Source organism: Streptomyces sp. NPDC037288 (assembly GCF_055603265.1).
The window spans coordinates 116,486-134,286 of the sequence record NZ_JBVJVY010000010.1 but is presented as its reverse complement, the minus strand read 5'-3'; the positions used below and the strand labels follow the sequence as shown (position 1 = coordinate 134,286).

15 protein-coding genes are annotated in these 17,801 nt (G+C 74.7%); 4 read left to right on the top strand and 11 right to left on the bottom strand.

Features of this window, described 5'->3' with window-relative positions; genetic code table 11:
• Positions 1-64 precede the first annotated feature (64 nt).
• The 4 genes from ACZ7GZ_RS14970 (at position 65) to ACZ7GZ_RS14955 (ending at position 3,574) form a co-directional block, all read left to right on the top strand.
• The gene (locus ACZ7GZ_RS14970; protein WP_471024274.1) at positions 65-898 is read left to right on the top strand and encodes a hypothetical protein; all 834 of its coding nucleotides are present in this window, start codon (positions 65-67) and stop codon (positions 896-898) included.
• Complete coding sequence (locus ACZ7GZ_RS14965) at positions 895-2,199, top strand: hypothetical protein (RefSeq protein ID WP_471024273.1); 1,305 nt, start codon at positions 895-897, stop codon at positions 2,197-2,199. The genes ACZ7GZ_RS14970 and ACZ7GZ_RS14965 overlap by 4 nt, the downstream gene beginning before the upstream one ends.
• Positions 2,200-2,352: 153 nt before the next feature.
• Positions 2,353-3,360 carry a radical SAM protein gene (locus ACZ7GZ_RS14960; RefSeq protein ID WP_471024271.1) on the top strand — a complete coding sequence of 336 codons (1,008 nt, stop codon included), beginning with the start codon at positions 2,353-2,355 and terminating at the stop codon, positions 3,358-3,360.
• A gap of 4 nt (positions 3,361-3,364) precedes the next feature.
• On the top strand, positions 3,365-3,574 hold the full coding sequence (locus tag ACZ7GZ_RS14955; protein ID WP_471024270.1) for a radical SAM-modified peptide, FtsH ternary system-associated: 210 nt from the start codon (positions 3,365-3,367) through the stop codon (positions 3,572-3,574).
• 33 nt (positions 3,575-3,607) lie between these two features.
• Here ACZ7GZ_RS14955 and ACZ7GZ_RS14950 read toward each other — a convergent pair whose 3' ends face one another.
• Genes ACZ7GZ_RS14950 through ACZ7GZ_RS14900 form a run of 11 tightly spaced genes read right to left on the bottom strand, consistent with a single transcriptional unit; the run spans position 3,608 to position 17,800 of the window.
• On the bottom strand, positions 3,608-6,775 hold the full coding sequence (locus ACZ7GZ_RS14950; RefSeq protein WP_471024268.1) for a hypothetical protein: 3,168 nt from the start codon (positions 6,773-6,775) through the stop codon (positions 3,608-3,610).
• Positions 6,772-8,427, bottom strand: a complete 1,656-nt coding sequence (locus ACZ7GZ_RS14945; RefSeq protein WP_471024266.1) for a hypothetical protein — start codon at positions 8,425-8,427, stop codon at positions 6,772-6,774. Before ACZ7GZ_RS14945 ends, ACZ7GZ_RS14950 begins: the two co-directional genes overlap by 4 nt.
• A gap of 35 nt (positions 8,428-8,462) precedes the next feature.
• Positions 8,463-9,137 carry a hypothetical protein gene (locus ACZ7GZ_RS14940; protein ID WP_471024265.1) on the bottom strand — a complete coding sequence of 225 codons (675 nt, stop codon included), beginning with the start codon at positions 9,135-9,137 and terminating at the stop codon, positions 8,463-8,465.
• Positions 9,134-9,403 (bottom strand): hypothetical protein, encoded by a 270-nt coding sequence (locus tag ACZ7GZ_RS14935; protein ID WP_471024264.1) that lies wholly within the window; start codon positions 9,401-9,403, stop codon positions 9,134-9,136. Before ACZ7GZ_RS14935 ends, ACZ7GZ_RS14940 begins: the two co-directional genes overlap by 4 nt.
• 3 nt (positions 9,404-9,406) lie before the next feature.
• Positions 9,407-10,201: a hypothetical protein gene (locus tag ACZ7GZ_RS14930; RefSeq protein ID WP_471024262.1), complete on the bottom strand. Its 795-nt coding sequence runs from the start codon at positions 10,199-10,201 to the stop codon at positions 9,407-9,409.
• Positions 10,202-10,231: 30 nt separating this feature from the next.
• Positions 10,232-11,437 (bottom strand): AAA family ATPase, encoded by a 1,206-nt coding sequence (locus ACZ7GZ_RS14925; protein ID WP_471024261.1) that lies wholly within the window; start codon positions 11,435-11,437, stop codon positions 10,232-10,234.
• 39 nt (positions 11,438-11,476) lie between these two features.
• On the bottom strand, positions 11,477-13,390 hold the full coding sequence (locus ACZ7GZ_RS14920; protein ID WP_471024260.1) for an ATP-binding protein: 1,914 nt from the start codon (positions 13,388-13,390) through the stop codon (positions 11,477-11,479).
• Positions 13,387-14,259 carry a hypothetical protein gene (locus ACZ7GZ_RS14915; RefSeq protein ID WP_471024259.1) on the bottom strand — a complete coding sequence of 291 codons (873 nt, stop codon included), beginning with the start codon at positions 14,257-14,259 and terminating at the stop codon, positions 13,387-13,389. The genes ACZ7GZ_RS14920 and ACZ7GZ_RS14915 overlap by 4 nt, the downstream gene beginning before the upstream one ends.
• A complete protein-coding gene (locus ACZ7GZ_RS14910; protein WP_471024257.1) occupies positions 14,207-15,298 on the bottom strand; it encodes a JAB N-terminal domain-containing protein in 1,092 nt (363 codons plus the stop codon). The genes ACZ7GZ_RS14915 and ACZ7GZ_RS14910 overlap by 53 nt, the downstream gene beginning before the upstream one ends.
• On the bottom strand, positions 15,291-16,790 hold the full coding sequence (locus ACZ7GZ_RS14905) for an effector-associated domain EAD1-containing protein (protein WP_471024256.1): 1,500 nt from the start codon (positions 16,788-16,790) through the stop codon (positions 15,291-15,293). The genes ACZ7GZ_RS14910 and ACZ7GZ_RS14905 overlap by 8 nt, the downstream gene beginning before the upstream one ends.
• Positions 16,787-17,800: a HesA/MoeB/ThiF family protein gene (locus ACZ7GZ_RS14900; protein WP_471024255.1), complete on the bottom strand. Its 1,014-nt coding sequence runs from the start codon at positions 17,798-17,800 to the stop codon at positions 16,787-16,789. The genes ACZ7GZ_RS14905 and ACZ7GZ_RS14900 overlap by 4 nt, the downstream gene beginning before the upstream one ends.
• Between the last annotated feature and the right edge of the window lies 1 nt (position 17,801).

The window sequence follows — 17,801 nt, the reverse complement described above, 5'->3', positions numbered from 1 at the left end:
CCGGGTGGGACGCTGCTAGCCTGCGCGCAGGTGCTCGGGCGGGACAGGGGAGGAGCTGAACGCCGTGGTCCATGCGTTCGCCGTGTACCGGGACGCCATGCGCGAGGCGTGGGGAGACTGGTGGCTGGCCTGGCCCCTGCTGCAGAAGATCGCCGTGGGGGACGTCCTGCACGACTCGCGGGGGTCCGTCCGCGCGGCCGGGACACTGGCCGACCGCGCGATCACCTTCGACACGACGGCACCCGAGGCCCGCGGCGCGTTCGTGCACGACGCCGGCGGCGGGATCGAGGTCCGCTTCAAGGCCTCCGGCACCACGGACCCGCTGTTCACGGCCCTCGTCGACGCGGACGCCGGAGTCCTGCTGCGGTTCGCCCGGCAGCGGGCCGCGCTGGTGGCGTACCAGGGCCTGGCCGCAAGCGGCCTGACGGACACCCGTGCCCTGGCCGGCACACTCGTCCGCCGCTACTGGCAGGGCCGGTGGGAGGCCGGGCTGCTCGCCGTGACCGAGGTGGTCCGGGCCGACGCCGCCGCCGTGCTGGTGGCCGCCGAGGCGGGCGCCTCGGCCGAGCTGCGCCTCGCCACGTCCTTCGGCACCGGGCCGCTGCAACTGCTCGACCTGGCGGGCTCGGCGCGGCTCGCCGGCAGCAGACACCTGGGCTTCCAGTGGATCGGCGAGGCCCTCACGCCGCTCTTCCGGGTGGTACGGCTGCGCGGCACCTGGCTCGGCGGGGTGCGCGAGGAGTACGGGCCCGTGCAGCCGGGACGCGGCCTCGACGCCGAGCCGGTACCGCCCCTGCTGCTGGAGCAGGCCTCCGACGACCCGGCGGCCGTGCTCGAGGCCCCGCCCCAGCCGGCCGACGAATCCGAGACCGAGACCGAGCCGGCCGAGGACGCGTGACCGGCCCCGCCCCGCTCTCCGTCCGGCGCGCCGCCACGCGGCTGCACGCCGTCGCCGGGCTGGAGGAGGAACTGCGCCAGTGGCAGGTCGCCAGCCGCGCCGGCGGCCCGCTGGAGAAGCACCACAGCCAGCTGGAAGCGGTGCTCGCGCTGCTCGACGTGGGCGTGGCCGACGTACGGGCGCGGCTCGCGGACGGGCGCGGCGCCGAAGTGCCCGGCCGGGTCCTGGACCTGCACCATGTGTGGGACTACTACCGCACCCGGTTCCTGCTGCGCCGCGTCCGTGACTACCGCCGCTTCCTGGACGTCGCCGACGAGTTGGCGTGGGAGTGCTACGGCCCGGTCCTCAGGCTCGCCGGTGCCCGCGCCAAGGAGCCCCCACTGGTCGGTTTCAGCCGGGCGGCGGCGCCGCGCGCCCACCGCCGGGGCAGCGCCTACCACGATCTGCTGCCCCGTGGTGGCATCCACACCCGCGAGGGCCGCGAGGCCGCCGCGCGGCTGCCGTTCCCGGTCATCGACGTGCCCTGGTCCTTCGGCTCCCATCTGCCCGCCCTCCTGACGGTGGCGCACGAGGCCGCGCACCACATCGACGACGACCGCGGCCTCGGCGACGAGATCCGCCGGCGGGTCACGACGGCCGGTCTGCCCCCGGGGCGTGCCGTCCCCTGGGAGCGGTGGTCGGGCGAGGTGTTCGCCGATGTGTGCGCCGCCGTGCTGTGCGGGCCCGCCTACGCCGCCGTACTCGCCGAACTGCTCGACACCGGGGACGACGTGGACGAGCGGGACTTCGACGGCGCGCATCCGCCGCCCGGGGCCCGGCTGCGGCTGGCCGGTGCCGCCGCCCGGCTGGCCGGACACCCGGGCGCACCGGACAACAGCGGCGACGGTGACGGCGACGAGGCCCATGTCGTGGCGGGGGCACTGGTGCGGGGCGGCTGGTCCGGGCTGGACGGGCTGTCGCTCACCGACCTGCTCTCGGCCGGAGGTCCGCCCGGCCGTGCGGACGTACCCGAGGGGGCGCGGCGGCTGCTGGCGGGCGGCCCGTCCCGGTGCTCCACGGCGTCCGGGGTGCTGGCCGCGGCGGCACTCGCCTTCCAGCGCGACCCGGCCGCGTACGACCGGCAGGGCGTCGGCGAGCGGGCCGTGGCCGAGGTGCTGCGGCTGCGGTCCGCCGGCACGAGGGCGGCGCCCTCCGCGGGCCCGCCGGACGCCGGCCGCCGTTTCGCGCACACGGAGGCCGGGCGGGCGGTGCTGGCCGCGCTGGACGCCGGGCCGGATCCGGGCCGAGCGGATCTCTGGTGAGCGCCTGGTGCGGGCGGCCGTCCAGGGGGTTGCGCCGCAAACCCCCGGCCTCTGTCCACCCACCACCCGACTCACGTGGACTGCCGGAGAGTTGACCGGCCGGGAGCTACCCTGGCCATGGCGCACTGACCGGACGGGGGACGGTACATGGGCATGCAGTGGACGCCGGCGGTCCTCCACCGGCCGCGGCACGGACGGGTGCAGTGCGTGCTGTGCCCCTTCCGCTGTTCGCTGAAGGACGGCGAGGCGGGTCTGTGCGGGGTGCGCCGCCGGTCCGGGGACGGGCTGGAGACCGCGACCTTCGCGTCGTCGGTGCGGCACTGGGACACCGTCGAACGCAAACCGCTGTACCACTACCGGCCGGGCACGCCCTGTCTGACCCTGGCCGCGCCGGGCTGCACCTTCGCGTGCGACTACTGCATCAACCACCGTATGTCCCAGTACGGCCGGGTGGACTCCGTCCGCTGGGACGCCGAACCGGTGGACCCGGCCGAGGTGACCGGCGAGGCCGCACAGCGCTCGGGCTGCGTCGCGATCTCCTACACCGAGCCCTCGCTGGCCATCGAACTCACCGCCGCGCTCGCGGAGTCGGGCCGCCCGCTCGGTGTGGACGTGGTCTGGAAGAGCAACGGCTTCCTCACCGCCGAGGCCGTCGAGCTCGCGGCACGCCATGTCACCGCCGTCAACATCGACGTGAAGACCCTCGACGAACGCGACCACCGCGAACTGACCGGCGCCCGGCCCGGTCCCGTGCTCGACGCGCTCACCGGCCTGCGGGAACGGGGTGTCTGGGTGGAGGTGTCGACCCCGCTGATCCCCGGACTCACCGCCGGCCCCGGCACCCTGCGCCCGATCGCCCGGGCGCTGGCCGCGCTGGACCCCGCGATCCCCTGGCATCTCATCCGGGCCACCCCCGCCCACCGCCGCACCGGCCACGCGCCCACACCGGTGGCCGACCTCGAGGCCGGGGTACGGATCGGGCACGAGGAGGGGCTGCGGTATGTGTACGTAGAGCGGGCCCTGGGCGCCGACGGGCGGGCCACCCGGTGCCCGCGGTGCCGTACCACCGTGGTGGCACGGGACATCTGGGCCCTGGGCGGGAACGTTCTCGAAGACGGCAGGTGCCCGCGGTGCGGCGCCGAAGTGGAAGGACGATGGTGACACCATGGCCGAATACCGGATGGTCGAGCACATCCCCGACCTGATCCAGCCCGAGGAGTACGAGCAGCATCCCCAAGGGCGCCTGGTGCGGATCAGCATCCGCGTCGACGGCGGGGGCGTCCAGGTGCTCGGCGACGCCTTCCGGCCCGAGGTGCTGGAGCAGCTGCTTCAGACGCTGGGACCGGACGCGATCGAGCAGATGCTCTGCGGCTGACCGCGCGGCACCCCGGGCGGGCGGAGACCCGTCTCACTCGTCCGACAGCAGCGCCGTCAGTGCCGCCCGCAGCTCCTCCGGTGACGGCTCCGGTGGCAGTACCTGGCGGTGCCGGCCGGGCTCGCGCCAGGGGATGTGCGGGTAGTGCACGCGCAGTTCGCGCAGTCCCGGTCGCGGTGCGGGCCGCAGGTAGGGGTGCGACAGCAGCACCATCCGGGGCGGCCCGGACATGTCGGCGGTGAGCCGGGCGGCCACCACCTCGGCCTCCCGGAGCGCCGTCGGCGCGTCACCCGCCGTCAGCGGGCCGGCGGCCCACACCTGCACCAGGTCCTCCGGGCCCTGCAGGATCCGCGACCGCCACGGCTCGCCGAGCGGCACCAGAGCGCAGGGCCGCCCCAGTCTGAGCACGGTGGCGGCCATCAGATGAGCCGCGAGCCGCAGCACGGAACCGACCTTGCCGTGGGTGGCGGGCGTGTCGTCCAGCACCAGGACCAGGCCGTGCGGGTCGCGCGGCAGCCGGCCGCTGCTGGTGCGGTACAGCAGCTCGTCGCGGGCGTGCCGGGCCCTGAGCAGCTCGGTGGGCAGGGCGAGTTGGGTGGGCAGCAGCCGGTTGGCGGGGCCGTGCCGGGCCAGCCCGGAGCGGCCGGTGCCGCCCGCGCCGCCCATGGCGAGGCCGGTGTCGCCGTCCAGCAGCCTCAGGCCCAGCAGGGCGCGCTGCGCGGGTCCGGGCGGGGTGAGGGAGAGCGGGAACCGGCGCATCCGGGCCGGCAGGGTGGGGTCGGCTGCCACCGCCTCGGGGCCGAGGATGCGCAGCAGCGCGACCAGCCGGTCGTCCACGGTGCCCAGCGCCGCGGTCAGTTCGGTGAGGGTCGGTGCGGATCTGCGGGCGGGGATGGAGGAGCCGGTCAGCGCCCGGCCCAGGGCCTGGGCGAGATCGGCCGGGGTGACCTCGGGCGGGGCCAGATACGCCGGGACGGCGGGCAGGTCCGCCACCAGCAGCAGCGCCAGTCCCGCCAACGCGGGCCCCGGCCAGCCCAGTTCGCGCAGCGCGTGCAGGCCGCGGTGGTCGGCCAGGGTGCGCAGCCGGGGCGGGGTGGTGCCGTGCAGCAGCGCCAGTACGTCCGCCAGCAGGTCCAGCGGCACCCCGAACCCGTGGACGGCCGCGAGCACGGCGAGCCGTACCAGTTCCTCCTGGCCGTTGGGCGGGACCGGGGTGGCGGCGGTGCGCGGGCCGCCGGTGAACAGCTCCCACTGGACGGCGGCACCGGAGTTGTAGGTGGCCGCGAGCTGGTCGCCGACCGGTGACCAGCGCAGCGTCCACAGGTGCCCGCCGACCCCGTCCGGTGGCACGAGCAGCCGGACCCGGCGCGCCTCCTGCGCGTCCCAGACCTCGGCCACGGAGTCCTGGCCGGCGGACGCGAACGCCAGCAGCCGGGAGTCGGCGCACCAGGACAGCGCCGGCGCCCAGTCCCGGCCGCCGGCCTCACCGAACGTCTGCCGCCGCTGCCAGGTGCCGGTGTCCCAGACCACGACCGGGCCGCCGGCGCTGCCCGGGGTGGCGGCCAGCCGGCTGCCGTCCGGGGACCAGGCCACCTGGCACACCATGGCCTGTGGGTCGGGCCAGTCGAGCACCCGCACGCGGCGGCACCGGCCGGTGGGAGCGGCGCTCCAGACGATCACCCGGCCGCGGGTGCCGGCCGCGAGCAGCCGGCCGTCCGGGGACCAGGCGGGCCGGCGCACCCCGTCCTCCACGGGCAGCCGCTGCGGCCCGCCGCCGTCCTGGGCCAGGTCGTGCACCAGCAACTGCCGGGGGGCGGCACCGGGTTCGGGCGCCGCCCAGCGCAGCGGGCGCAGCGGATCGGCGGTGACCGCCTGACCTGCCGCGCGTTCGGCGAGCACCCCGCCGTCGCCCGGGTCCACCAGCCGGTTGACGCCCTGCTCGTAATGGGATGCCAGGACCAGGACCGGGCGGTCGCCGGCCAGGCAGGCGGCGTCGTACCAGCCGTGCGGGAAGCTCCGCACCGGCACCTCGCCGCGCGGGCGGGTCGCGTCGGCGGGGTACTCGAGGATGCGGCCCGGCCCGGCCTCGCACCAGTGCCGGGCGCCGTCCGGCGACCACACGAGGGCGGGGGCGACACAGCCCAGCCCGGCCTCCGGCAGGCGCAGCGCGCGCAGCACGCCCGGTGGCCGCTCCCCGGTGCGGGTGTGGACCTTGCCGACGGTGACACCCATCGCGTTGGCCCAGCGGCGCAGCGCGGCCGGGTCCCGGCGCCGGTGCGGGCGCGGCACCGCACCGGACGGCTCCCACACCGCGATGGTGTCCGTGTCGAGCCGGGCGGCGAACAGTCCGCTCGCCGACAGGCTCAGGTCGCCAGGGCCGGTGACCCGGCCGGGCAGCTGCCCGAGGATGTCCAGGCGCGGGCCGAGGACGCACAGCCCGTCCAGCTCGGAACCGGCGATCAGCACGGAGCCGTCGTGGCTGAACGTCAGCGCGTTCATGCGGTACGGCACGAACTCGCGGCGCAGTTCCCGGCCGGAGGCCGGGTCCAGGAGCCGTAGCCCCGCGTAGTCCTCGACGGCGATCGGCCGCCCCTCCGGGGAGCACGCCACGCGGCGCAGGCCCTCGAAGAGCCCGCCGAGCGTGCCCGTCATGGTGCCGCCGTGCGGTTCCCACAGCTGCGCGGACGTCGCCGTGGCCACGCACAGGGTGTCCTGCCGGCCCGGGACCCAGCACACCTCCACCACCGGGTCGACCCCGCGCAGCCGGGTCGCGGTGCCTTCGGCCCGGTACAGCAGCAGGACGTCGCCGGTGCGCAGGCCCGCCGCGAGCAGCCGGGCGTCGGGCGACAGGGCCAGGGCGGTGATCTCGCCCTCGGTGTGGAGCAGCGCGGGCAGCTCCACGGGTTCCCCGGTGTCGGCGTCGAGGAGGACCAGCCGGCCCGCGACCAGCAGGAACAGCCGGTCGCCGTCGGGGGTCCACACCGCCGCGTCGGTGCCGGGGTGCGGGTCCGTGCCGAGCGGTGGACCGGGCCAGGGCAGCCGCCATACGACGCGGCCCTCGTCGTCGTAGCGCACCACCGTGCCGCCGTGCACCACGACCAGTCCGGTGCCGTCCGGCGACAGGCACAGGCCGCGGGCGTCGGCCGCCGGCACGGTGAGGATGTGCTGGGCGCTCCAGGCGCCGGCCGGCGGTGTGCTCACAGGCCCTCGCCCAGCTCGGCCGCGGCCCGCTCGTACATCTGGGCGGCGCGCTGGAAGTGACCGGCCCGCTCCAGCAGTTCGGCGGCCTTGCGGTACTCACCGCGCAGGGAGTGCTCCATGGCGACCTGGTTCAGCCGCCGCCGTTCGGCCTCCGGGGTGTGCGCCGCGGCCGGTGCGGCGGGCTCCGGTTCGGGCATCACCGAGGCCAGCCGGTCCAGGAGCTCCCGGGCGGGCTCGGACAGTCCGGTGGCGAAGGCGGGCGGCGCGGGCATCCACAGCTGCCAGGCGGGTCGTACGTCGGCCAGGCGCAGCTGCCAGGCGCCGTCGCGGCACAGCACCGTGATGACGTCCGGGCCGAGGCCGAGGACCTCGTCGCGTGCGGTGTCCGGCAGCGGCGGGTTGAGGACGCAGCCGCTCTCCAGGTACAGGGCGCCGGGACCGGTCTGGTGGACGGGTACGCCGAAGGGCAGGGCCTGGCACAGTCCGGGCGGCTCGGTCACCAGGTGGCGGCCGGGTCCGAAGGCGACCACGGCGGTCTCGTGCAGCGGCCGGGTGCGCAGGAAGCGGCGCAGCGCGTCGAGTTCGCCGTCCGCGACCAGTACGGCGTCGACCCGGTGCGGGGCGCGTGCGCTGGCCACCAGGCGGACCGGCAGCGGCGGCCCGAGGAGGGGCACGGGCACCGGGGTGCGCACGGGTGCGGTGGCGGCCGGCACCGGGTGCGCGTCGAGGAGTTCACCCGCGGCGGCCTCCCCCAGTGGCCGCCACTGCCAGGGCGGTCCGGCCACGGCGCGCTCCACGACGAGGTGCCCCGCGGGCGGGACCTCCTCCAGCAGTGCGGCGTCGTCCAGCGGAAGCCGCAGCCGCACGTCGACCAGCAGCCGGCAGTCCGGGTCGGCCGCCCGGCAGGCCACGGTTCCCGGCAGCCTGCCGCAGGCCTCGACCAGTCCTGCGGGTACGGCGCCGTCCGCGGAGCTCAGCCGCAGCAGCAGCCAGCCCGCGTCCCGGCCGTCCGGTCCGAGCCGCTCGACGGGTGTGAAGGTGGTCGCCACGCCCGCGGCCAGGCAGCGGCGCAGCAGCCAGCGGGCCAGCGCGCCCGGTGCGAGGACGGCGACCTCCTTCAGGCCGGGCGGCGGGCCGGCCACCGGACTGTGGGCGGCGAGTTCGGCGAGGGACACCGGCTCCCATCCGGCGACGGTGGGCAGCTCGCCGATGGCCCGCGGGACGCGTGCGGCCGGCCGGTCGGGCCACAGCAGGCCGTCCGCGTCGGCCTCGCAGACCACGCCGCCGTACCCGGCCGCCAGGGGCAGGCCCGGCTGGTGTCCGGGGGTGAGCAGCGCCCACACGGAGGGGTCGTAGGGCGATCTGCGCAGGCCGGGCGGGCCCAGTTCCGCCGTGGCCGCGACATGGCCGAGGGCGGCGCGGGGGGACGGGAAACGGACCACGGCCGACCAGCCGGCCGGCTCGCCCCGCTCCCCGGGCTCGGCGGCCGGGGGTTCGCCGGGCGGCGCGGGCGGTGTGTCCTGGCCGTGCGGGGGCTTGGGGATCACGGTGATGGACCGTGAGCGGTCGGCCGGCGCGGGTACGGGCGGCGCGGGCTGCTGTGCGGGAAACAAGGGGAACGGCCGCTTCTTGCGCCGCCAAAGAGTACTCATGGATCCCCCGATGTATGGATCTGCCGATGCTGGCCCTAGTCCCGTGCCGGGTCCGGCGGCGCGGGTCCGGTGGGCACGCCGGTGGTGTCGCCGAGGGTGCGGGCGGCCCACTGCTGCCAGCGGTCGGCGCAGCCGCTGACGCCGGCCCGGTAGGAGGCCGCGAAGACCAGGGCGCCGAGGTCCGGGCGGCGGATGTGGTCCGCCGCGCAGACCGCCCACGCCTCGGCCTCGGCCCGCTCCCGGGCCGGGGTGAGCGAGCCGATACGCTCCGGCACGCCCGCCAGGGTGCGCAGCAGGGCCTCGTGCTCGCCGTAGGCCCGGGCCGCGGCCAGCTGCCGGCCCAGCCGGCGCCGCAGCCGCTCGCCCGCCGTCCGCGGCTGGGCGATGGCGAACAGGTGCTCGGCGGTGGCGTACGACCGGGTGAGGGTGACCAGGGTCCAGCCGGCGCGCAGCAGGTCGCCGCCCTGCTCGAAGCACTCGGCCGCCGCCTCGAACCGACGCGCGGACAGCAGGCATTCGGCGGCCCGGCCCGGCCGGCGGGCGCGCCGCCACAGGTCGGCGGCGCGCTCCGGGTCGCCGGCCTGCTCCCACAGCTCGGCCGCCTTCAGCGGATGGCCGGCCTCCTCGTGGCAGCGGGCGGCCTCGGCGTAGTCGCCCGCCTGCTCGTAGCAGCGGGCGGCGTACGCGAGGAGGTCGGGCGATCTGGTCATTCGTGGGCGCGCCTCGGTTCGCGGTGCTGTTCCCCGTCGGCCGGGTCGGTCTGCGCGGGCAGCTGCCGGAGCTGCGGTTCACGTTCCTGGTCGCGTACCTCTTCCGCCACGGGCCTGCGGTCCAGCACCCGGCCGATCGCGTAGGCGATCTCCTCGTGGGTGGCGTCGTGGTCCTCGATCCGGGTGGTACGGCCGATGTCGTCCACCTGGAACAGCTCCACCTCGCCGGTCTCGGCGTTGAACCGGAACTCGACCCTGACCCGCATCGCTCAGGCCTCCATCTCGAACTGGATGTTGAGCGTGCCGTCCGTCTCGTCGACCTGGATGTCCTGCACGCCGTGCTCGCGCGCGTACGCCACGATGGCGTCGCGGTAGGCCACGGCCAGCACCTCGTGCACCGGGCGCAGAAAGCCGGTCCGGGTGTCCCGCAGCCGGGCCTCGGCGTCCCGTTCGAGTTCCCCGCGGCGCCGCTCCGCCTCGGCGGCGGCCCGGCGTTCGGCCTCCGCACGGGCCTCGGCGTCGATCTCGTCGCGCTGCCCTGCCAGCCTGCGCTGGCCGGCGAGCCGTTCCCGCTCCTCCTGGCGGGCGGCCTGCTCCGCGGCCTCGCGGTCGGCGCGTTCCTGGGCCTGGGCGCGGGCGGTGCGTTCGGCCAGCGACTTGCTCAGGCCCGCCCAGCTGTCGTCGAAGTACCTCTCGGAGTGCTCGGCGGTGGCGTTCACGTCCACCGTGCCCCGCAGGGTGCGGGTCACCTCGGCCTCGGCGGTCACGATGTCGCTGAGCCGTGCGGTCATCTCGATCTCTCCGGTGTCGAGGTGGTAGACGACCGTGCCGCCGTCCATCTCGAGCCGGTAGGCGCCGTCCTGCCAGGTCCACCGGGTGTCGGCGCCGAGCGCGTCCTCGAACGCCCGGCGGGCCGGGGCTCCGAGCAGGGTGCCGAACTCCTCCCGCAGAGTGGCCTCGCCGGCCACCTCGGCGCTGGCCCGGCCCGTACGGCGCAGCTCTTCCTGCCATATGCGGGTGAGCCGGCTGGAGGCCCGGATGCGGACCCGTCGGGGATTGCACATGCTGGGGTACCCCCTCGTGTGTTCCCGCCCTCACTCGAACTGGTCGAGCAAGGCGTTCACTTCGGCAATGATACGAGACAGTTCTGCCTCGGTCTGGGTGTTCACCGGAGGATGCTCCCTCAACTCCCGCGACAGGTCGGCGAGTTTGTGGAGCCCTTCGACGACGCTCCACTCGCTGGGCCGCCGACCGGCGGTCAGCGGTGCGCCGATCTCCCGGGCGTCGAGCAGGATCTCGTGGTCGGGGCGGCGCCGTCTGGCCGGCTCCCCTCCGTGCTTCTCCACCACGGCCTGGACGGCCTCCTCGACCGTGGTCCGGTCGGCGGGGTCGGTCCAGATGTGGGCCAGCGGCCACAGGTCGACGGGTTCGGCGGTGCGCGACTCGCGCAGCAGCGCGGCCCCGGCGACGAGTTTCAGGCTGCGCACCAGCCGGCGGTCCGAGAGCCGCACCCCCTGGATCAGCAACTGCCGTACCAGTTCCCGGTGTTCGCCGAGGACCGGATCCAGGTCGACGTCCCTCAGCCGCAGGGTGAGCCGGCCCAGCCGTTCCACGGTCACCGTGCCCGAGCTGCGGTGGGCGCCGGTCCCGGCGGCGGTGTCCGTGCCCCGCGCCTGTTCGGCCGCCTGGACGGCGGCGGTGAACCGGCGGGTCTCGTGCTCCCAGCCCACCTGGAGCAGCCGTTCGAGGTCGGTGCCGCCCACCGGCTCCACCTCCAGCCGGATCAGGAACCGGTCCGAGAACGCGGTCAGGCCGGGGTCGTCGGGTATCTCGTTGGTGGCGCCCAGCAGGCTGATCAGCGGGGCGTTCTCGGCTCGTGCGCCGTTGTGGTAGCGGCGTTCGTTGAGCAGGGTCAGCAGGGTGTTGAGGATGGCGCTGCTGCCCTGGAACACCTCGTCCAGGAAGACGAGTTCGGCGGTCGGCAGCATGCCCTCGGTGCGCACCTGGTAGGCGCCCTGCCGGAACTGCTCGAAGTCCAGCGCGCCGAAGATCTCCGACGGTTCGGTGAACCGGGTGAGCAGATAGCTGAAGCGGCGGGCCTCGATGTGCCGGGCCAGAGCCGAGATGAGCTCGCTCTTGGCGGTGCCGGTGGGCCCGAGCAGCAGCGCGTGTTCCCGGCAGACCACGGCGAGCTGCAGCAGCCGCACCGCACGGTCCCGGCCGACGAACTCGCCGTCGAGCCGCCGCCGCACGTACTCCAGGTCCCTGATGGTGTCGACGGTGTCCTGGCCCCAGCTCACCGCGCCTCCCTCCTCGTGTCCCTCGTGTCCGCCACGGCGTCAGCGCCTCCCCGAGCGGCGCTGCTCGCGCCGTTTGCGCTGCAACTGGCCGACGATCTGGCCGAGTTGCTCGGGGCTGGGCGGCACCGGCGGGTCCTGGAAGTGAGCGGCGACGAAGGCGTCCCGGAAGACCGAGTGGATGTCGTCGCCGTTGCGTCCGCGCAGCGCCGACGCGATCAGCTCGTCCACCCCGCCGCTGACGTCGATGCCGAACTTCGCGGCGTGCAGGCTGATCATCTTCAGCCGGGCCTCGTCGTTGGGCAGGTCGATGGCGATGCTCTCGAAGCGGCTGGGCCGCAGCAGGGCCTCGTCGATCAGGTTCAGCCGGTTGGTGGTGCCGATCACCAGGGTCGGCACCTCCGGCCGGAAGCCGTCCATCTCGGTGAGGATCTGGGCGACCACGGCGTTGCCCGCGCGGGTACCGCCGTCGGAGTGCTCCGAGCGGCGCGAGGCGATGGAGTCGAACTCGTCGAAGACCACGACCGAGGGGGCGTTGCGGCGCGCCTCGGCGAAGATCTCCCGGACGTTGCGCTCGCTCTCGCCGACGTAGGTGCCCATGACCTCGGGTCCGGACACCACGAGGATGGTGGCGTTCATCCGGTTGGCGATCGCCTTGGCGAACAGGGTCTTACCGGTGCCCGGTGGGCCGTGGAAGATGAAGCCTCGCGGGATCAGCTTGGTGCGCAGGTGGTCGTGTTCGGGGGGCAGCCGGTGGTGGCCCATCACGATGTCGATGGCCCGCTGGATCTGGGCCTTGACCTCGTCGTAGCCGGCGATGTCGTCGAACCCGACGTCCGGTACCTCGAAGTTGCTGGACATCTGGGCCTTGAACGCCCGGATCGTGGAGTACAGGTCGCGGGCGACCGGCGCCGGGTGGTCCTTGTGGACGCTCATCGCGTAGCGCATGGCCTGGCGCAGCAGTACGGGGTTCATACCGGCGACGTGCTTGTAGAACTCGATGGGGTCGTACCGGTCGAACCGCTCGGCCTCGCCGACCGTGACCAGGGCCCGGCCCAGCGGCTGTTCCTCCTGGTCGTCGCGGAACCACACGGTGCGCGGGACACCGGTGATCGTAACGCGGGTGCTGAACCGCTCGGCCAGCACCTCGGGCACCGACAGCGAGGGCGCGGCGAAGGCGAGCATCACCCGCTCGGGCGCTCCGTGCAGCAGCTCGGTCACCTCCCGCGCCTCCGGGGAGAGCTGTCCGTCGGAGCCGCCGGCGAGGAGGTCGAGGTGCTGGACGACGAGCACGGTGTCGTCGTTGAGTGCGCGCACCAGCTCGCGCAGCCGGGCCAGCAGGCGCTGGCGCGGGTTCTGCTGCACCGGGGGGATGAGCTGCTCGCCGGGCGGCGGCTGCTCCTGCGGGTCGCCGTCCTCGCCCTCGGGGGGCTCCTCCAGCACCTCGGCCCGCAGTCCGGCCCGGGAGGCCATCTCCCGCCACAGGTGCGGCACCACCGGTTTCTCCGCCACGACCAGCACGGACAGCCGGGCCCGCAGCAGCGAGGCGACCTGGGCGATGTCCCGGCCGTAGGCGAGGACGGTCGCCTGGTCCTCGTGGAGTTCCGCGGGCTGCGGGTGCCGGTACACCGGCTCCTCGGGGGCGGCCTGTTCGCGGGGCGGTTCGGTGGTGTGGGCCGGGTCGGGCCGCTTGGTCAGGTCGGGCTGTGGCGCGGCCGGCGAGTACGCCGGTGCGTAGAGCGGGGTGCCGTGCGGCAGCTCCGACTGGAGCAGCAGTTCCGGTGAGACGGTCTCCCAGCTCAGCACGTCCCAGCCCGGTGGAAGCGGCAGGAGCAGCATGTACGGTCCGGAGGCCAGGGCCTGTTCGACGGTGATGTGCGGCGGCTGCCGGCGCAGCGCCGCCCGGGACGCCTCGTCCGGGGCGACGACGGAGATGCGGCGCACGGTCGTGGTCATGCGGTACTCCCCCCACTCGCTTCGAGCCGTTCCACCTGCCGGTACAGGCGTACGCCCGGCAGGTACGCGGTGCCGATGCCGGAGCGGGCCCGCAGCAGCCGCCGGTGCGAGCGCTCCAGCCGGGCGAGCGCGGCCCACCAGTGGGCGACCGGGCGGGCGGCGGCCAGGTCGGGCGGCACGGTCAGGCCGACGCGGGCCCGGCGTATCAGCGACAGGTGTGCCTCCGTGTGGCGCAGCAGGGCCGCCTCGTACACGTCGATCACCAGCTCCCGCTCGCTCATCCGGAGCTGGTCGAGCAGCCGGCCCCGCCACAGGGCCTGGGCCGGGGAGGCGGGGGCCTCGCAGTAGACGGTGGTGATCAGGCGGCGGCCCTGAGGATGGGTCAGCAGTACGTCCTCCAGGAGGAGTTCGGCATGGGTCTCGCCGACCGGGTCGGGCCGGTCCAGCAGGGCGGTCAGCGGTGAGGCGGCCCGGAGCCGGCCGGCCAGCACCGGGTCGGCGACGTGCGGCAGCGCGGGCGCGACCACCACGTGGTAGGTGAGCACGTCCCACAGCGAGCGGGCGGGCGGCACCGCGCGGACCGCCTCGGCCGCGAGCTGGGCCTGCGCCCGTGCGCCGACCGCGGCGGCCAGCAGGAGGGCCCCGGCGCCGACCGGCCGCCGCTCGCCGGCCGCGAGGGCGTCCAGCCGCAGCCGGGCCGCCGACTGCGCCGCCAGCCGGACGACGGCCGCGGTGACGTCGGGCGGCGGCGCGGCCAGCTCCTGCGGAGCTGTCAGCTCGCCCTCGGGCGGCGCCGGACGCGTGGCCGCGCCGGCGTCAGCGGCCGTCGACCACAACAGGACGCGCAAGGCGGTATCGACCGCGGTCATCTTTCACCCACTGTTCGCATTCGCGCACCGAGTCGCCGGAGCGCGCGTAGAAACGCAGCAGCCGCTCCTCGCCGGTGAGATTGATCAGTCCGGCGACCTGCCAGGGCTGGCGGAACGTGCCGAGGTGCAGATCGACGTCGATGCTCGACAGGCCCGAGTCGTTCCCGGAGAAGAGATGTGTGTGGTACCAGCCCATGAGCTGCCGGTCCTGCCCGGAGGCGGTGATGCGCTGGTTCACCTCGCGGAAGGAGTCGCCGGTGAAGGTGAAGTGCAGTGCTCCGGCGCCCGCGTGCTCGGCCGGTGTGACCTCATTGATCTCCACCAGATAGCGGTCGGCCGGCGCCTCGCCGGTGTCGTCAGCGCCTTCCGCGCGCTCCGGGCCGAGGACGCGCAGGACCTTGCCGAGCAGGAAACCGCCCTCCTCCAGCCGGCGGGAGAGTTTCATCTCCTGCAGATGGCCGTGGATGTCGCCGGACAGCAGGACCGTCACCTGGCCGAGCCCGGCCGCGTCGATGCCGAGGTCCGCCGGGTCCACGCCGGGCACCGGCGGCTCGGCCACCTTGCGCACGGTGAAACTGCGCCTGCTCTCGCGGAGGTTGAGGTCCATGGTGCCCTCGACCTCGGGGGTCGAGCGCCCGAGTGCCAGACCGCTCAGCGAGGGATGGTCGAGGCAGAAGCCCCACACCTGTTCGTCCGGGTCGAGCTGCTGCACCACGTGCTGCAGGACCGGGCCGAGCAGTTCCCGCACCGGGTACTCGCGGTCGATGACCGTCTCTCCGCCCTGGGAGACGATCACTCCCAGGCGGCCGATCTGGCTGCGCAGGTTGTGGATCGTGCGCGGGCCGTCCACCAGCCGGGGGTCCGGCCTGCGCACGTACCGCAGATGCATGATCAGCGGCTCGTCGGGTTCGCCGTCGGGCAGGTCCCGGCGCAGTCCTTCGACCATCAGCGAGGACAGGGTCATCTTGCCGACCAGGTCGAAGGACGTGCCCTTGTAGAGCAGCACCATGGCCGTGCCGGCGCGGTTCTCCTCACTCATCCGCGCTCTCCTCCACGCGCTGGACCTCCAGGAACCGGGAGCGGTCGGCCCGCTCGGTCAGGCCCGCCCGGGCCAGCCAGGTGGTGCCGCCGATCTCCTTGATGCGTTCCTGGCCCTCCCAGGAGAACGCCCAGGCGGCGGCGCCCGCGTCGAGGTATCCGCCGCGTTCGATGATGTCCTGCACGAGGCTGTCGAAGTCCCTGGCCATCCGGTAGTCGTGGGGCAGGATCTCGTAGTTGCGGTAGCGGGCCATGTCGATGAGCATCTGGCACAGCGAGTACATGCTCAGGTCGGGGGTGTAGTCCGTCATCAGCGGGCCGAGGCACACCGCGCCCTTGCGGTCCTCGTCGCGGGCGATGTTCGGGTGGAACACGTCCGACCGCCAGAGGACGCGCGGGGCCTGGATGGGGAACTCGGAGGGCATCCAGACGTCCAGCTCGTGCTGGTCGATGCGGCGGGGTTCGAGGGGCCAGGTCTCCAGGTCGTCGGGCGGGGCGAAACCGGGCACGTGCAGCTCCATCCGGTACTCCATCGGCAGCCGCTCGTCGTCCATGGCGACCAGCGTGAACTCGTCGTGTTCGGCGGCGAAGTCGACGATGTCGTCGCGGGCCCGGGCCAGCGCCTCGAAGCGCAGCAAGCCGTCGACGCCGGCCGTCGACTCGGCGGACATCTGCAACTGGCCGCCGTCGCGCACACCCTGGTTGTAGAGCGGCTGCTCGGGGTCGAGGCGGCGGGCCTCGCCGCTCTCGTCGCGGAAGTCGACCACGGCGCGCAGCAGATGGCCGTTGGCGTCCTGGGCGACCTCCGGCCGGTACTGCGCCCAGACGGCCGGGACGAGGTCGCTCGGCAGGGTCGTGTTGGGCACGTTCGGGATCTCGAACTGCTGGCCGTCGGGTCCCATGACCTCCAGGCGGGTGTACAGGGTGGGCCGGAAGTCGTACTCGCCGTAGAGCACTTCCACGTCGGGGGCGATGCGCGCGGCCCGTTCGCGCAGCCGGTCCAGCCGGTCCGGGAGCATCGCGGCGACCCGGAAGGCGGCCTGCCGGTGATCGGCGTACAGCTGGACGGCGTCGGCGTCGACCAGCTCGCGCACCAGTCTGAGCAGTTCGGGGTAGGCGTCGCTGCCCACGAACTCCACCGTCCGGTACAGCGTGTCGGCGTTCCCGGCGGTGCCGCCGTGCTCCCGCTCCTCCTCCTCGAGGAAGGCGCGGATCTTCTGCAGAGCCTGGTTGCCGGGCCAGCGGCCCAGCACCGTCTCCAGCAGCTGCTGGACACCGTCACGCTGTACGGCGCCCAGCTCCAGCGCACGCACCACCTGCCGCCAGTAGGCCCCGATCTCCTGGCCCGCGTCCCAGCGCGGCCGGGCCTGCTGCGGGAAGTCCATGTCGTCCAGGACTTCCTCGGCCTGGTTCTGGGTGCGGTAGAGCTCGCCCAGCAGGTTGACCAGTTCGCGTTTGACGTCGGCGGGGAGCTTGCCCGCTTCGTAGGTCATCGGGGTGTTCCTTTCCCGTCGGCCTCGGCCAGTTCCAGGTAGCGGATTCCGCGGGTGCGGCCGGTCGTGAGGACCGGCAGGATCTCGCGCGGCGCCACGCCGAGATCGGCGAGGCGGGCGCGCGGGGGCGCGTCGGCGAGCCGGGTGGACTCGCGCGGGGGCGGGGAGCCGGGCAGCGGCGCCCAGGTCATCACGGTCTCCTCGGGGGCCAGATGGTCGGTCAGGTGGGCCGGGGTGGACAGCACCGTGTCCGGCACGGGAGCCACCAGGTCGGCGGGGATACGGTGGTGCAGGGGGCAGTCGGGATCGCGGGGCACGGTCACCGGGGTCGCCGTACCGCCGGCGGCGTCCACCCGGATCACGCCCGGGCCGGTGGTGGCACCGCACAGCAGCCGTACCGCCGTCACCGCCAGCCAGGAGCCGATCAGCGCGGACACGGGCGCCGAGGCGCCGGCCTCGGGTACGGCGGCGTCGGCGCAGGCCCACGGGTCGTCCTGGGCGGCACGGTCCCGGGGGGTGAGACCGCAGCCGAAGCAGGGCCCGCACGGCTCGTACAGCCGTATTTCGCCGCCCCAGGCACTGGTGCCGCCGTCCAGCAGCGCGGCGCCCACCAGTTGGCAGCGGCCGGCGAGCTGGAGCCGGGCCGCCAGGCTGTCCAGGCAGCTGACGACCAGCGAGGCGTCCCGCAGTTCGGCCAGGCCCACCCCGCTGACCAGGGGGGCGGTACGGGCCTCGGCCCGGGTCACCGGGGACAGCGCGGTGAGTCTGCGGGCCGCGGTGGGCGCCTTGGGTTCGCCGATGTCGTCGGCGCGGAACAGCGGGGCGCGGCTGAGGTTGGACTCCGCGACCGTGTCGGGGTCGCACAGCACCAGACGGCCGACGCCTGCCAGGGCGAGCGCCTGGGCGCACTGGCTGCCCAGGGCGCCCACCCCGCACACCACGACGGTGGCCTCGGCCAGCCGCTGCTGGTCCCAGCCGCTGACGAGGGCGTGGCGGTCGAAGCGTCCCATG

Excerpts from the sequence above, each read along its gene's own strand:
- ACZ7GZ_RS14910 (WP_471024257.1), bottom strand. The coding sequence starts at position 15,298 with ATGAGTGAGGAGAACCGCGCCGGCACGGCCATGGTGCTGCTCTACAAG.
- ACZ7GZ_RS14920 (WP_471024260.1), bottom strand. The coding sequence starts at position 13,390 with ATGACCACGACCGTGCGCCGCATCTCCGTCGTCGCCCCGGACGAGGCG.
- ACZ7GZ_RS14940 (WP_471024265.1), bottom strand. The coding sequence starts at position 9,137 with ATGACCAGATCGCCCGACCTCCTCGCGTACGCCGCCCGCTGCTACGAG.
- ACZ7GZ_RS14915 (WP_471024259.1), bottom strand. The coding sequence starts at position 14,259 with ATGACCGCGGTCGATACCGCCTTGCGCGTCCTGTTGTGGTCGACGGCC.
- ACZ7GZ_RS14955 (WP_471024270.1), top strand. The coding sequence starts at position 3,365 with ATGGCCGAATACCGGATGGTCGAGCACATCCCCGACCTGATCCAGCCC.
- ACZ7GZ_RS14945 (WP_471024266.1), bottom strand. The coding sequence starts at position 8,427 with ATGAGTACTCTTTGGCGGCGCAAGAAGCGGCCGTTCCCCTTGTTTCCC.
- ACZ7GZ_RS14905 (WP_471024256.1), bottom strand. The coding sequence starts at position 16,790 with ATGACCTACGAAGCGGGCAAGCTCCCCGCCGACGTCAAACGCGAACTG.
- ACZ7GZ_RS14935 (WP_471024264.1), bottom strand. The coding sequence starts at position 9,403 with ATGCGGGTCAGGGTCGAGTTCCGGTTCAACGCCGAGACCGGCGAGGTG.
- ACZ7GZ_RS14930 (WP_471024262.1), bottom strand. The coding sequence starts at position 10,201 with ATGTGCAATCCCCGACGGGTCCGCATCCGGGCCTCCAGCCGGCTCACC.
- ACZ7GZ_RS14960 (WP_471024271.1), top strand. The coding sequence starts at position 2,353 with ATGCAGTGGACGCCGGCGGTCCTCCACCGGCCGCGGCACGGACGGGTG.
- ACZ7GZ_RS14900 (WP_471024255.1), bottom strand. The coding sequence starts at position 17,800 with ATGGGACGCTTCGACCGCCACGCCCTCGTCAGCGGCTGGGACCAGCAG.